The sequence below is a fragment of the Meiothermus sp. genome, assembly GCF_026004115.1.
GTDB lineage: Bacteria > Deinococcota > Deinococci > Deinococcales > Thermaceae > Meiothermus.
This window is the reverse complement of sequence record NZ_BPIM01000001.1, coordinates 20,561-34,793: the sequence shown is the minus strand read 5'-3', so window position 1 is coordinate 34,793 and position 14,233 is coordinate 20,561. Positions and strand designations below refer to the sequence as shown.

The 14,233-nt window shown below is 60.6% G+C and carries 10 protein-coding genes and 1 pseudogene; 6 read left to right on the top strand and 5 right to left on the bottom strand.

Features of this window, described 5'->3' with window-relative positions; genetic code table 11:
• Positions 1–256: 256 nt before the first annotated feature.
• The 5 genes from Q0X23_RS00165 (at position 257) to Q0X23_RS00145 (ending at position 8,397) form a co-directional block, all read left to right on the top strand.
• Positions 257–2,131, top strand: a complete 1,875-nt coding sequence (locus Q0X23_RS00165; protein WP_297858409.1) for a peptide ABC transporter substrate-binding protein — start codon at positions 257–259, stop codon at positions 2,129–2,131.
• A 182-nt stretch (positions 2,132–2,313) separates the two neighbouring features.
• Positions 2,314–4,161, top strand: a complete 1,848-nt coding sequence (locus Q0X23_RS00160; RefSeq protein WP_297858408.1) for a peptide ABC transporter substrate-binding protein — start codon at positions 2,314–2,316, stop codon at positions 4,159–4,161.
• A 135-nt stretch (positions 4,162–4,296) separates the two neighbouring features.
• Positions 4,297–5,307: an ABC transporter permease gene (locus Q0X23_RS00155; protein ID WP_297858407.1), complete on the top strand. Its 1,011-nt coding sequence runs from the start codon at positions 4,297–4,299 to the stop codon at positions 5,305–5,307.
• A gap of 7 nt (positions 5,308–5,314) precedes the next feature.
• Positions 5,315–6,532: an ABC transporter permease gene (locus Q0X23_RS00150; RefSeq protein WP_297858406.1), complete on the top strand. Its 1,218-nt coding sequence runs from the start codon at positions 5,315–5,317 to the stop codon at positions 6,530–6,532.
• Positions 6,533–7,518: 986 nt separating this feature from the next.
• Positions 7,519–8,397, top strand: coding sequence for a hypothetical protein (locus Q0X23_RS00145; protein ID WP_297861131.1), 879 nt, complete (start codon positions 7,519–7,521; stop codon positions 8,395–8,397).
• On the opposite strand, the gene truA is transcribed toward Q0X23_RS00145, so the two are convergent.
• The 5 genes and pseudogenes from truA to Q0X23_RS00120 all read right to left on the bottom strand — a co-directional run bounded on the left by truA (position 8,385) and on the right by Q0X23_RS00120 (position 13,309).
• On the bottom strand, positions 8,385–9,188 hold the full coding sequence (truA, locus tag Q0X23_RS00140; protein WP_297858405.1) for a tRNA pseudouridine(38-40) synthase TruA: 804 nt from the start codon (positions 9,186–9,188) through the stop codon (positions 8,385–8,387). The genes Q0X23_RS00145 and truA overlap by 13 nt on opposite strands.
• 136 nt (positions 9,189–9,324) lie before the next feature.
• A complete protein-coding gene (locus Q0X23_RS00135; protein WP_297858404.1) occupies positions 9,325–10,416 on the bottom strand; it encodes an ABC transporter ATP-binding protein in 1,092 nt (363 codons plus the stop codon).
• Positions 10,413–11,981 carry an iron ABC transporter permease gene (locus Q0X23_RS00130; RefSeq protein WP_297858403.1) on the bottom strand — a complete coding sequence of 523 codons (1,569 nt, stop codon included), beginning with the start codon at positions 11,979–11,981 and terminating at the stop codon, positions 10,413–10,415. Before Q0X23_RS00130 ends, Q0X23_RS00135 begins: the two co-directional genes overlap by 4 nt.
• A gap of 267 nt (positions 11,982–12,248) precedes the next feature.
• Positions 12,249–13,121: pseudogene (locus Q0X23_RS00125) on the bottom strand (molybdopterin-dependent oxidoreductase); the annotation flags it as partial.
• On the bottom strand, positions 13,082–13,309 hold the full coding sequence (locus tag Q0X23_RS00120) for a hypothetical protein (RefSeq protein ID WP_297858402.1): 228 nt from the start codon (positions 13,307–13,309) through the stop codon (positions 13,082–13,084). The gene Q0X23_RS00120 and the pseudogene Q0X23_RS00125, both read right to left, overlap by 40 nt.
• On the opposite strand from Q0X23_RS00120, the gene Q0X23_RS00115 reads away from it, so the two are divergent.
• The gene (locus tag Q0X23_RS00115; RefSeq protein ID WP_297858401.1) at positions 13,308–13,997 is read left to right on the top strand and encodes a hypothetical protein; all 690 of its coding nucleotides are present in this window, start codon (positions 13,308–13,310) and stop codon (positions 13,995–13,997) included. The two genes, Q0X23_RS00120 and Q0X23_RS00115, sit on opposite strands and share 2 nt — an antisense overlap.
• Positions 13,998–14,233 lie beyond the last annotated feature (236 nt).

Here is a 14,233-nt window from a genome sequence, read left to right as displayed (position 1 = left end):
TATACGCGCAAAATGCTTGTGGTGTAGCTCGGATTACAAATAGCTGTTGTGGCGAGCCTATCCATCCACCGTTTGGTGGATGGATTTCGTATATATGGCCGAATTTGCGTCCTGGATATAAAAAAACCTCAAGCCTGCAACACAAACCCTCATCCTTGTCGGATTTGACGGGCATGGCTGGATGGCTATAATAGGTACGGCAAAATGCCATAGTTAAACGATTCTGTAGAGGTACAGAATCCCAAAAGGAGGCTAGATGAATCGTTACAGCAAGATTGTTGCACTGGGTCTAACTTTGGTGGCCGGTGCAGCCCTGGCCGGCCCGGCGGACAACAGCCTGGTTGTGGGGGCATCCCAAGAACCGCGGGTGCTGGGGGGCGATTTCTTGAACGTGATCTCCAACCAGTCCATCAAGGTGGAGATCGAGAACTACCTTTTCGCACCCCTAATTGTGCAAAACCTGCGGGCCGAAAACGAAGCTGTGCTGGCTACCGAGGTGCCTACCCTGGCCAACCGCCGCCTGCGGGTGACCGATATTGGCGGTGGTAAGCGTCGCCTCGAGATCGACATTACCCTGAAGCCCAACCTGCGCTGGTCGGATGGCGACCCTCTGGACACCGACGACTTCGCCTTCTACTTCGAAGTGGGTAAAGCCAAGGGGATGGCCCTCAACAACCCCGACTACTGGGAACGGGTCAACCTGCGCGTCCGCGATAAGCAGAACATGACCGTTATCTTTGAGCCGGCCTACTACTACGACACCTACGGCTCGCCCATAGGCTATGCACCGGTGCACAAGATGGGCCCCGAGTGGGAGAAGGTCAAAGCGGCTGCCGCGCCCCTCAACCCCGACCGCGACGCCCAGCGCCTCAACGAGCTGTACCGCAACTTCTTCCAGCAGTTTAGCTCCAACCAGGCCATCAACGCCGGACGCATGGTCTACAGCGGCCCCTTCCGGGTGCAGCGCTGGGTTTCCAATAGCTCCATTGAGCTGGTTCGCAACCCCAACTTCAATGCCATCACTCCGCAAGGTGGGGCCAATAACTATGTCCAGCGCGTGATCTACCGCATCATCCAGAACACCAACTCGCTCCTGGTAGCCATTCTGGGCGGTGGCATCGACGCTACCTCGACTGTGGGCATCTCCGCCGACCAGGCCCGCAGCAAGCAGCTCACCAGCCGCGCTGCTGGACGCTTCGATATCTGGGCTATTCCGGGCGCCATCTGGGAGCACATCGATATCAACAAGTTCACCAACGTGCAAAAGGTGCGCGACCTGACCCTGGACGACAAGCGCACCCGCCAGGCCCTCTTGCACGCCATCAACCGCGATGCCTGGGTGCAGGCCTTCTTCGATGGGGCCGAGCCGGTGTCCCATACCTGGGTGGCTCCCTCCAACCCGCTTTTCAACCCCAACGTGAAGAAGTACGAGTACAACCCGGCCCGCGCCCGCGAACTGCTGGCCCAGGTGGGCTGGCGGCCCGGCCCCGACGGCATCCTGCAACGCACGGTGGATGGCCGCACGGTGCGCTTTGAGCTCGACTGGGTAACCACCGCTGGCAACGCCATCCGCGAGCGCACCCAGCAACTCTTCATCGAGCAGTGGCGCCAGGTGGGCATTGCGGTCAAGACTGCCAACGCCCCCAGCGCGGTGGTCTTTGCTGACGACTTCATCCAGCGGGCCGAGGAAGGCAAGTGGGTGTTCTTCATGTTTGCCTGGGTGAGCAGCCTGGCCGAAGACGGCAACCTCTTCCAGTTCAAAAACCTCAATACCGGGGCTCAGTTGGTGCCCAGCAAAGAAAATAACTACGCCGGCCAGAACATCGGCAACTGGCGCAACGACGAGTTCGACCGCCTGACCAGCCAGGGGGTGCTCGAGTTCGACGAGGCCCGCCGCAAGCAACTCTTCGCCCGCGCCCAGGAGATTTGGGCCGATGAACTCCCGGCTCTGCCCTTGCGCTTCCGCTCCAACTTCCTGGTGGTGCGCAACGGTCTGGTGAACTATGTAGCCTCGACCTATTCCGGTGGCAACGGCTACCCCGGTTGGAACGCCTGGGAGATTGGCTGGGCCAGCCGTGGGGCGGCCAAGCGCCACGACCAGGCCCAGGCAGGTGGTATCGCCATCAAGTAACCCTCCACTCGTTAACCGCAAAACCAGGGGGATCCCCTGGTTTTGCCTTTATAGAGAACCGATCAGGACAATGAATAGTCTTTCGCATACATGTATAATGATTGCTTGTCAAGTAGTACACAAATCGCCCGTTGGACAATAGAATCAGGCCCAGCCAAACAGTGGCTATACGAGGAGGAGCGATGAAACGGAAGCTCATTGCGCTGATGGTTTTAGGTGGAATGGCCCTGGCTGGCCCGCAAGACAACAGCCTGATCATTGGGGCAGCCCAGGAGCCCCGGGTGCTGGCCGGGGACGTAGTTAATGCCATCTCCAACCAGTCCATCAAGTTCGAGATCGAAAACTTTTTGTTTGCCCCCATTGTGCAGACCAACCGCGACCTGGATGTGATTCCGGTGGTGGTGACGGAAGTGCCCACTGCCCAGAACAATCGCCTGCGCTTTGTGAGCGTGCGTCCGGGGGTGCGGCGCCTCGAGCTCGATTACACCATCCGTCCCGATGCGGTCTGGTCGGACGGACGGCCCATCAGCACCGAGGATGTGGCGCTTTACTTCGAGATGGGCAAGACCAAAGGGGTGCCCTCTACTAACATAGACTTTTTCGACCGGGCCACCCTGCGGGTGCGCGACGCGCGCAACTTCACGGTGAGCCTCGAGCCGGCCTACTTCTACGACCTGGACATCAACCAGGTCTACTACGCTCCCAACCACATCATGCGAGCAGAGTGGGACAAAGCCAAAGCGGCAGCGGCTCAGACCACCGATACCGCGCGCCAGGCCGAGATTTTCCGCAACTTCTTTACTCAGTTTTCCAACCCACAGTACCTGAGTAGTGGGCGGATGGTCTACTCGGGCCCCTTCACCCTGACCCGCTGGGTACCCGGCAGCACCATCGAGATGCAGCGGAACCCGCGTTTCTGGATCAAGCCCCCCGGTGGCGAGGACAAGTATGTCCAGCGTGTGGTTTACCGCATCATTCAGAACACCAACTCGCTTTTGGTGGCCATTCTGGGCGGGGGGATTGACGCGGCCTCGAGTGTCTCCATCTCCTTTGACCAGGGGCGCAGCAAGCAGCTCACCAGCCGCGCACCAGGCCGCTTCGAGATCTGGTCGGTGCCCACGCCCTTCTTCGAACACCTGGAGATCAACCAGTTCACCAATGTGCAGCGGGTCAAAGATCTGCAACTCGACAACGTCAAGACCCGCCAGGCCCTGATATACGCCATGAACCGCGAGGGCATTACCAAAGCCTTCTTCGATGGGCTGTATACGGTTTCGCACACCTGGGTGGCGCCGCAGAACCCCATGTTCAACCCGAACGTGACCAAGTACCCCTACAACCCCGAGCGGGCCCGTCAACTGCTGGCCGAGCTGGGCTGGCGCCCTGGGCCGGACGGCATCCTGCAACGGACTGTAGACGGTCGAACCGTACGCTTCGAAATCGAATGGGCCACCACCGCTGGCAACCAGGTGCGCGAGCGTATCCAACAGTTTGTGGCCGAGAACTACCGCCAGGTAGGCATTGCGGTGCGCATCAACAACGCGCCCAGCGCAGTGGTTCTGGGGGCACAGTACCGGGCCCGGGCCCAGGAGGGCACCTGGACGGGCTTCTTGCACTTCGCTTTCAGTATGGGCCAGGCCGACGATGGGGTACGCTCGGCCTGTCGGGACGAAGAGGGCAAGGTGGTGTATGTGCCTACCCGCGAAAATGGCTTCCGGGGCCTGAACTTTGGCGGTTGGTGCAACGAAGAGTTCGATCGCCTGCGCAACCAGGCGGTGCTCGAGTTTGATGTGAACCGCCGCAAGCAAATCTTCGCTCGCATGCAGGAAATCTGGGCCAGCGAAGTGGCCATGATCCCTTTGTACTTCCAGTCCGATGCGCGGGTTTACCGGGTAGGGTTGCTCAACTACACCTCTTCTACCTTCGCTAACTCCGCCTACCCCACCATTGAGCCCTGGCTGATTGGCTGGCAGTCCAGAGGGGCCCAGAAGGTCTACGACCAGGCCAAGTACGGCCAACCCATCAAGTAACGACGCTTTAGTTGGTGGAGCCCCCTCCAACCCGGAGGGGGTTTTGCAGTGCTCAACGAACCCTCCACCATTCGGTGGATATGTGTATGGGTGCCCGGAGATACAAAAAAGGTCATGGGGCGGTAATATTGGAGTGTGTTTGCTTACACGATGCGCCGACTGCTGCAAATGATTCCTTTGTTGTTTGCAGCCTCCGTAGTCATTTTCACTTTGTTGGCCCTACAACCAGGAGACCCGCTGGACGAACTGCGCCAGCAGAACCCCCGCATCACCGCCGAGCAACTGGAACAATTGCGCCGGGCCTATGGCCTCGATCAGCCCGTTTATGTCCGCTATTTCAAGTGGCTTGGGCGGGCCCTGCAGGGCGACTTTGGTCAGTCCCGCACCTACGCTTCTCCGGCGGGACAGATTATTTTCGGTCAGCGCTTGCCCCGCACCCTGGTGCTTTCGGGCGCAGCTTTGACCCTGGCCTTGCTGGTGGCTATACCAGTAGGCATATTTTCGGCAGTGCGGCAGTACAGCCGGGCCGATTATGTCATCACCTTTTTCTCGTTCGTGGGGTTCTCCATGCCCATCTTTTTTCTGGGCATCCTGCTGTTGTTTGTGTTTGCGGTGTGGCTGCCCGAACAATTGCCATGGTTTCCCAAGTTTCCCGTGCAAAGCATCTCCGACTTCCAGTGGTCGCAGGTGCAAAGCGGCGAGATTACCTTCTTGCAGTTCATCGGCGATTGGGCCTTTAAGCTGGTTTTGCCTGTACTGGCCCTTTCTACCATCCAGATGGCTGCCTGGACACGCTATATGCGGGCGAGCTTGCTCGAGGTCTTGAACCAGGACTACGTGCGTACCGCGCGGGCCAAAGGCTTGGGCGAGCGCGTGGTACTCTACAAGCATGCCCTGCGCAATGCCCTCATTCCCATCGTAACCCTGGTGGGCCTGGCCATTCCTGGGGTATTTGGGGGCGCGGTCATTACCGAGACCATCTTCTCCTATCCGGGCATGGGCCGAGCTATTTTCGACTCGCTGGTGGAAAAAGACTACAACGTGGCCATGGCCGCACTGGCCTTCCTGGCCTTGCTCACCGCAACCTTTAACCTGCTGGCCGACTTGATGTATGCGGTGGTGGATCCCCGCATCCGCTATAGTTAGGAGTTTTATGGCTGCTGTTGCTACTGCTTCTAAACAAAAATCCCAATCTACCTGGGCTCTGGCCTGGCGACGATTTCGCAAGCACAAGGCCGCGATGTTCTCGCTGGGGGTGGTTATTCTGCTGGTGCTGATGGCCATTTTTGCTCCCTGGATTGCGCCCTACAGCCCTACCGCCCAGCCGACAGGCGATAACCTGGCCGACTACTATTTCCAGGGGCCCTCGAGGGAGCACTGGCTGGGCACCGACGAGCTAGGCCGCGATGTGCTTTCGCGCATCATCTACGGCGCACGCATCTCCCTTCTGGTGGGGTTTGTGGCGGCTTTTGCGGCTGCCTTGTTGGGAACTACCCTGGGGGTGATTGCAGGGTATTTCTCGGGTAGACCGCTACGCTTTTACGCCGGCCCGCTGGCCAAGCTGGCAGGCGGCTGGAGCCCCTGGCCCTTTGCCATCTGGCGGGTGATTTCCTGGTTCTTGCTGTACTTGTTGTTGTTTTTGGTAGCTGATCTGGCCTGGCTACTATCAGGCGCTAATGTGCAGGCCCTTTTTGCGGGTACCGCATCCCTGAACAATGTCCTTTCTTTGCTGGGACTGGTGCTGGTTTGGGGCGTGGTGCTGTTTATTGCTGGTTGGGGGCTTTTTGGTCAGGGTAAGCTCGATCTGGACATCGCCATTTCGCGCTTCATGGACTTCATGCTGACCATCCCCGAACTTCCGCTATTGCTGGTGCTTTCGGCGCTCTTGCGCGATACCCAGGGGGCGGTGGGCCAGTGGGCTCAGGGTGTGTTTGGGGAGTCGGCCTCGGTCTTTATTATCATCACCATTATCGTGCTGTTTGGCTGGATCGGGACGGGTCGGCTGATCCGGGGGGCGGTGCTGAGCCTGCGGGAGCAAGAATTCACCACCGCCGCCCAGGCCCTGGGGGCCGGCGAGACCCGCATCATGTTCCGCCACCTGGTACCCAACACCCTGGCCCCGCTGATTGTGAACGCTACCCTGGCCATCGGGGGGGCCATTCTGACCGAGGCGGCCCTCTCTTTTCTGGGCTTTGGTATTCAGCCGCCGGTAGCCACCTGGGGCAACATGCTCACCAAGGCCCAGGAATACATTTTTACTGCGCCCTGGTTGGCGCTGGCGCCGGGTTTCATGATTTTCCTGACAGTGCTGGCCTTCAACTATCTGGGGGATGGCCTGCGGGATGCGCTCGACCCGCGCAGCAGGCTGTAAGCTAATTAGAACTGAACCCTGGGGCTCATTGGGACGCCCCAGAATTTTTGTTGAGCATTTGCATGAACCTCACAGAAGGGGGCGGATTGCGTACAGGTGTGCAGCAGGGCTGGTGCATAAAGTAATACCAGATTCGGTTAAGTACAACAACGTTAGGAATTTGCTCTACCCGAAAAGGGGAGCCCATAAGCTGCGCCGCTTTGAAGACCGGCCACTTCTTTCGCCGAAACCGTCACCACAAAAATCTATTGTGGGCGCACCTAGTACGGCGCTGTATGGCGGCGAACTAACCGGGCCGAAGTTATCCGCGTAGCGGAGGGCGATACCGCCCCTTGGAAGTTATCCGCGTAGCGGAGGGCGATACCGCCCCTTGGAAGTTATCCGCGTAGCGGAGGGCGATACCGCCCCTTGGAAGTTATCCGCGTAGCGGAGGGCGATACCGCCCCTTGGAAAGGAGACACTTTCTTCGCCGACCGTTCGGGAGGGGGGTGCTCTAGGATTCAAAAAGATAGCCTCTGGTGGATCTTTAGTTTGGATGATTATCTTTTTGAATCCGGTATAAAACCACTCCTTCCTGCCCGAACGGGGGAGGCTAGTGGTCTGGAAACCAGGAATTTGGTACGCACTTCAGTACCTCCCACTGAGCCGCTCATCGCAAATATGGGCAATCCACATGCTTCAAAACATGCCGCTAAACAAGTTACCCGTGCACTGGGTGGGGGCATAACACCCAGCCAGGCGCCTACCTACGAGCATTTTTGCAACACCAAGTATTTGAAGTGCACCTGGCTGAGGTTTGCGAGGGTTCACACACCAGCCCTGAGGTGTGCAGATTTCAGCCCGAGTTTGGCGCTGGGGGGCTGTATTGTAGGGGAATGCGTGTGGTGTTGTTGAGTGGCTTTATGGCTTTATTACCGCTTGCTTTTGCGCAAAGCGAATTTGCTTACAAGGTTGCATGGGACTGTGGGGCCCCAGTAGAAAAGGTGGTGTGTTTGCAGCCTTCGGGATTGGCGCAGCTTGGCCTCAGCCGGAATGGAGCCTTCAACCAGCCCGCACCCCTCGAGCCCGCACTGGCTTTGGGTGCTCGTCTACAGGTTCAGACGCTTTGGGAAGGTGTGGGGTACCTGGCAGACCTGGGACTCTGGTACGAGGGGGCGATGCAGTTTGGCTTTCTGCAGGTCTATGCCCAGGCCGACCTGGGAGAGTTTGGCTTGAGCCTGGGCAAGCGCCGCAATTACAGCGGCCCCTGGGACGATACCCTGGTGGGGCGGGATGGGCGGTGGGGGGTGTTCGCCCGCTACCGGCCATCTGAGGTGTCCTGGCTGGGCCTTGAAGTGGCTTATTTGCCCAAGGCAGGGTTGGCAGGAGGGCAGGGTTTTGTGGGGGCTGGCGCGGGAATCTTCCAACTGGGTACTTTTGTGGAAATCGTGCAGACACCGAACGGTTTGGGGGAACTTAAGCCCTCCCTGAGCCTCCACCCCCGGGTGGGGTTGCAAGGCCAGGAGGTAGAGGTCTTCTGGCAGTTGGATCGGGGTTTTTGGAGCCGGGCTTCCCTGCCGCTCCCTTTGGGGCAGGCTCTGGGTTGGGTGCTGCAGTGCCCCTGTGACGCCGATACGGAAGCCTGGGCCCTGATCCTGGATCGAAGCCGATTTGAGATTTCCTTGTGGTGGAATCCCGAGTGGGATTACCTGGGCGAGAATAGCCCCTTTTTGCCTCAGGAGCGGTTCCAGGCCTGGCTGCAAGAGCCGCGCAAGCTGCTTTTAGGGATGGCCTACAGCTGGAATGAGCAGCTTCGTTTGGCGCTAGACCTGTCCAGAGCCCCGGTGGAGGCGCTACGGGTCTATCTCCAGCTTCAGTGGCGGTAGGGCTGGTAGCCCGCGCGCACAAAATACAGGCCATGCGGAGGCGCCGTGGCGCCGGCATCCTTGCGGGTGCCGCCTTGCAGCAAAGCGGCAATGGAACTGGAGTCCCGCTTACCGAGCCCCACCTCGACCAGCGTGCCCACCATGCTGCGTACCTGTCCGCGCAGAAAGCCCGAGCCCACAAACTCGAGCCAGATTTCCCGCCCGCCCTCGGTGGGCCAGACCTCGAGGTGGGCCCGGTAGATGGTTCGCACCGTAGAGCGCTCCTCCTTGACCGCAAAGGCGCGAAAGTCGTGGGTGCCCACCAACGATTCCAGGGCATGGCGCAGTGGAATCAGGTTGAGCGACTGCGGAATCCACCAGACCCGATGCCGCTCCAGGGCTGGGGGCATTCTGCGTTGCAGGATGCGGTAGCGGTACTCGCGCCAGTGGCAGCTCTTGCGGGCATGGAAGTCCGGCAGCACTTCCTCGGCCCGCAGGGCCCGGATGTCCGGGGGCAATAGGCTGTTCAAGGCGTAGGGGATTTTCTCCACAGGAATGCGGTCGGTGGTGTTGTAGTGCACCGGCATGGCCAGCGCGTGCACGCCGGCGTCGGTGCGGCCACAGGGCCAAATTTTGGGCCTTGCTCCAGGAATTTTGCTGAGGGCAGCCTCGAGCTCCTGTTGCACCGTGCGCTGGCCCTGGGCCTGGGTTTGCAGGCCGGCAAACCCGGTGCCGTCGTACTCGAGGGTGAGCAAGATGCGCCTGCGACCTGTGTTTTCCGATATCGCCTGTTCTGCCAAAGCGAGTGTCATTTTAACCGCAGGCTGCCTGGCGGCAAACCATCGCCTGCGAGATGCCTGTACGCTTGCACCAAACTTCTCCTAATGGCAAGCGAGGCCGGTCTTTTGGGCTATAGACCTTATACAGTGAACAATAGACAGTAAACATTCACCTTCCCCGGCCCAACACCACCGCTCTGGCCCGCACCAGCACCCGTACCTTATCGCCAGGGTAGAAGGGGCTTTCCGGGCTTTCCTGCACGATAAGCTCACGGCTGCCGAGCTGGATACGGTAGGTTACGTCGTGGCCCTTGAACTCGCGGGCCAGCACCGTACCTTCGATCTGCTTGCCGTCTATGCCCAGGTGACCCAAGGGAGCAGCCAGGCTCAGCCCTTCGGGACGCAGGGAGAGCAGTACGGCACCCTGGGCTTCCTCCACAAGCACAATGCGCCCCAGGGGGGTTTCGGCCTCCTGGCCACGGGCCTCGCCGGGTATCAGGTTGGTGCGCCCCAAAAACTGGGCCACAAAGGGGGTGCGGGGGTGGTGGTAGACCTCTTCGGGGGTGCCGGTTTGCTCGAGCTGCCCGCTCCGCATCACCGCCAGCCGGTCGGCAAAGGAGAGGGCTTCTTCCTGGTCGTGGGTAACCAGGATGGCCCCAATGCCGGCCTGCTTCAAAAGAGCACGCACCTCATCGCGGGTGGATTGACGCAAGGCGGCGTCCAGGCTGCTAAAGGGTTCGTCCAGCAGAATCAACTTGGGGCCGGGGGCAATGGCCCGGGCTAAAGCTACCCGCTGCTGCTGCCCACCCGAAAGCTCGCCGGGCTTGCGGTCTTTGAACACGGTCAGGCCCACCAGGCCCAGCACTTCCATCACGCGGGCTTCCCGTTCTTTGCCCCGCAAGTAGCGCAGGCCGAAGGCCACGTTCTGAAATACGCTCAGGTGGGGAAACAGGGCGTAGTCCTGAAAGACAAAGCCAATGCCGCGCTCCTCTGGGGGCTTGAGGGTAATATCTTGCCCGTCCAGCCAGATTTGACCCTGGTCGGCTTGCTCGAAGCCTGCCACCAGGCGCAAGGTGGTGGTTTTACCACAGCCCGAAGGCCCCAGCAGGGCAAATACTTCGCCCTGCTCGACTGTAAAACTCACGTTCTGTACAACCGGAGGAAAGTCGGGATGAAAGCGTTTGCTCAGGCCCTCTACCCGAAGGATGGGGGTTTCGGGCTCGATACGCGCGGTGGGAGGGGCGGTGGGTTGGGTTTTCATCGTCGTTCCTGGAAGAGCAAGAGGCCTACCAAACCGGCCGAGAATAGCACGATCAGCAGGGCATACGGGGCAGCCTCGGCAAACATGGCTTCGGAGGTGTAACCCCAGATGCGGGTCGAGAGCGTAGAATAACCCACCGGAGCGAGCAGGAAGGTGAGGGGAAGTTCCTTTACCGCCGACAAAAACACCAGGGCCATGCTGGCCAGTACGCCGCGCCGCAGCAGGGGGAAGGTGGCCTTGAAGAAGGCTTGCAGGGGTTTATAGCCGAGGCTGCGGGCGGCCTCCTCGAGGCGGGGTGGGGCCTGGTAGAGTGCGCTGCGGATGGGGCCGATGGCTTCGGCCAGAAAATGCAGGGCATAGGCCAGAATGAGCAGGGCCAAGGTTTGATAGAAGAAGGGTACCCCCCGTAGACTGAAAAAAATCAGGGCCAGGGCGAAAGCCAGCGGAGGGGTGGCGTAGCCGATGTAGGCGGTGCGCTCGAGCAGCCTCGAGAGCCGACTGGGATAGCGCACCCCCAGGTAGGCCAGCGGCAGCGCCAGCAAGGCCGCTACCAGGGCTGCCGGGGCTGCGGCCTGCACCGAGTTGCGCAGGGCTTCCAGAATACCCGCCAGGCCGTTTGCGTAGGTGCTGGGGTGCTGCAGTGTCCAGTACACAATGGAGGTAAGCGGTACAAGCAGGGCCCCCACGATGGGCACCGCCATCAGGGCCAGCGCAGGAAGCCACCAGCGCCCCAGCTTTACCGGGTTCGGACGCCTTGCGCTGCCCAGCCCCACCCGGCTTAAGGAGAGGTTTTTCAATAATCGAGCCTCGAGCCAGAGCAGACTGCCTGTGAGCAGAATAAGCATCAGGGAAAGCCAGGCCGCATACACCCGGTCGAAAGAAGCCGAGTATTGCAGGTAAATGGCGTAACTAAAGGTCTCGAAGCGTACCAGGCTGACCACGCCAAAGTCGCCCAGCACGTGCAGGCCAATCAGCAGCCAGCCCGCATACAAAGCAGGTCGCAGCTGCGGCAGTACCACCCGCCAGAAAACCTCAAAGTTTCGGTAGCCCAGACTGCGCGCCGACTCCTCGAGGCCCGCATCCAACCCCAGGAGGGCCGCCCGCAGGTTCAAAAACAGGTAAGGATAGGTAAAAAGGCTCAAGACCCCCAGGGCTCCCAGGTAGCCGGCGGGCCGGGGCCAGGGAAAGCCCAGCAGGTCTTCTAGCCAGCCGTTTGCTCCGGTTGCACCAAAAAAACCAAAGACCCCCACATAGCCGGGCACTGCCAGCGGCAGCACCAACAGAACCGTCCAGAGGCGCTTGCCCCGCAGGTTGGTACGGCTGGTAATCCAGGCCAGCGGCAGGGCCAGCGCCGTGGTGAGGGCAATGACCCCGACCAGCAAGGCCAGGGTGTTGCCCAGCAGTTGCAGGTTGCGCTGCCGCAAAACAATCTCGACCAGTTGTGCGGGCTCGGCCTGGGTGGCCCGCAGTACCAGGTACAACAGCGGTAAGAGCACGGCCAGCCCTACCAACAAGGCCACAGCCAGCAGGGGTTTGGGAATGGGACGGCTTAGACTGGCAACCATAAAAACCAGGTTTCGGGCTGGAAACCCCATTGGAATAGGGCGGCCCCGCCAATTATGTAGCATTTGCCGGAAGCGCTACAGCACTCGAAAAAGGGCTCTATTAACCGGCTGGCTTTGCGGTCACTGCTGAACATGCTTGGGGGGTGCCCTGCGGATTCCCTCGTCAACCTGCACCCGCGCCCTCAACGCTAGCAAGCAGGCGCTCATAAATCAAGTATCTTTGTCGGGATTTGAGAGTATGTGGGCCTACCCGGGGCGGTTTGCCGTTTGGTCCCAGACCAATAGCTTCCATTCGCCGTTCTCCTGGTCGGCATACTCCGAAAGCTGGCCCGCACGCAGGTAGCGCCCTGGCCTGCCCTCCTTCACTTCGACCAGCAGGGGGCTGTCGGTGTAGCGCTTGAGGTAGTTCACAAAATAGGGAACCTGCTTCAGAAGGTAGAACTCCTTCAGGATGACGTGGTTCACCGCCATCCAGAAGGCCCCATCCTGGCCGGGGTTAATCGGCAGCCACCAGTCGGCGTACTTGGCCACCTGGTTGAAGTCTGGGGCAAAGACCGTAAACTTGCCCCCGGCGTAGCGCCCCTCGGCCACGTAGTGCACGTCGGGGGTGCGGGTCATGTTGAGGTTGGAGCCCACCACCGCAATAAAGCGGGCGTTGTACCAGTCGGCGGCCTCGTGCACGTCGGTCTGCTCACCCCAGATTTCGGGAGAAGCGTTGGGCAGGTCGCAGTACCAGTCGTAAAAGCTCATCGGCACCCCGCCCAGGAGCGAGAGGAACCTCGAGCCCGCCGCATACGAAATTTGCGACATGGCGGGAATGGGACTGAAGCCGATAATGCGATCGGGGCCGTGCTGCTTTATGGTGTGTACCAGCGAAGCCGCAATGATTTCCAGCGCTTCGTCCCAGCTAAAGCGCCGAAAACCGCCCTTACCCCGTGTCCGCTGCCAGCGCCTGCGCTTCTCGGGGTCACTCACCAGGCTTTTCCAGGCCTCCACCGGGTCGGGGTGCTTTTCCCGGGCTTCGCGCCACAGGTCTACCAGGGCCCCGCGCACGTAGGGGTACTTGACCCGGATGGGGCTATAGAGATACCACGAATAGCTCACCCCGCGCTGGCAGCCCCAGGGGGTGATGTCGGGCAGGTTGGGTTGCCCGCAGTTTGAGCAAAAAAGGCGGTGAGGGCCGCAATTTCCTCTGGCGTAAGTGGATGGCCCTTGTAGCTCTCGCGCATAACCGGGAAGGCAATACTGGTCAGTACGCCCTGAATTCCCGCGGCGCCCAGGCGGGTGTGCAGGTCGGTGAGGTCGCGCCCCAGGCTGCCCCCGCCCATGGGGCCGAAGTTACCTGCCGTGTGGCAGGCCATGCAGGGCGCACCGTCGTTCTGGAAATGGGCCTGGCCCAAAAAAAATGCCTTGCCCCTGGTTGCGAGGGCGGGGTCGGTGGGGATGGGGGTGCTCGGGGGCCGCCGCTGGGTTCCCCTCGAGCTCCCCCAGGGCCTGATTGGGGTGCTGAACCTGGCCAGCCGCGACCCCGACGTGGATGACCAGGCCCTGTTGCAGTCGCTCAACCTGCTGGGGCCGGTGCTGGCGGCTTCGCTGTACACCGTGCTGACCCGCTTGGGTGAGAATGGCCTGCGGGCCATTGCCCAGGCCCTGCGCCAGCGGGCCGAGGCCGAGGGGCTCGAGGCACTTCTAAGTCAGGCAGTGGCGCTCAGCGGCGCCGCGGGCGTACGGCTGGTGCTCAAGGACGGGCAGAGCCTGGTTCACGGAAGGCCCACGCCGGCCTGTCCCCACATGGCCCTGTGCAGGGTCTGGCAGGGCCGGGTTCAGGGGGTGCGGACGGGCCTGGAGCCCTGCCCTCATATTCAGGAGAGGCGGCCCCGTTACTGCCTGCCCCTCTGGGCGGGCTCCCAGGTGGTTGGGGTGCAACAGTTTCACTTTACCCGCTTACCCCAGCCCCCCGGCCAGGCTGTGGCAGCCGTGCAGTGGCTCCTGCGCCTGTTGGAAACCCTTAGGTAAAGCGGCCAGGAAGCCGAGGCCCGAAGCCTTTTTGAACAGTACCGTAGCCGCATGGAACGGGATGGAGTAGAGATTTCAAGGGAGATGGCTTTCCAGATGTAGGCCCTGGTCCAGTTGTTTTTTATACCAGATTCGGTTAGTTCTTCACCCTTTGGTGACGAACTAACCCGACTGAAGTTATCCGCGTAGCGGAGGGCAATAACGCCCCTGGAAGGCAGATGCTTTTGCCCGTTCAG

Bases quoted from the DNA above. Each gene is read 5' to 3' on its own strand.
- Q0X23_RS00165 (WP_297858409.1), top strand. From the start codon at position 257: ATGAATCGTTACAGCAAGATTGTTGCACTGGGTCTAACTTTGGTGGCC.
- Q0X23_RS00160 (WP_297858408.1), top strand. From the start codon at position 2,314: ATGAAACGGAAGCTCATTGCGCTGATGGTTTTAGGTGGAATGGCCCTG.
- Q0X23_RS00150 (WP_297858406.1), top strand. From the start codon at position 5,315: ATGGCTGCTGTTGCTACTGCTTCTAAACAAAAATCCCAATCTACCTGG.
- truA (WP_297858405.1), bottom strand. From the start codon at position 9,188: ATGACACTCGCTTTGGCAGAACAGGCGATATCGGAAAACACAGGTCGC.
- Q0X23_RS00135 (WP_297858404.1), bottom strand. From the start codon at position 10,416: ATGAAAACCCAACCCACCGCCCCTCCCACCGCGCGTATCGAGCCCGAA.
- Q0X23_RS00130 (WP_297858403.1), bottom strand. From the start codon at position 11,981: ATGGTTGCCAGTCTAAGCCGTCCCATTCCCAAACCCCTGCTGGCTGTG.
- Q0X23_RS00115 (WP_297858401.1), top strand. From the start codon at position 13,308: ATGGGGCCGAAGTTACCTGCCGTGTGGCAGGCCATGCAGGGCGCACCG.
- Q0X23_RS00120 (WP_297858402.1), bottom strand. From the start codon at position 13,309: ATGGGCGGGGGCAGCCTGGGGCGCGACCTCACCGACCTGCACACCCGC.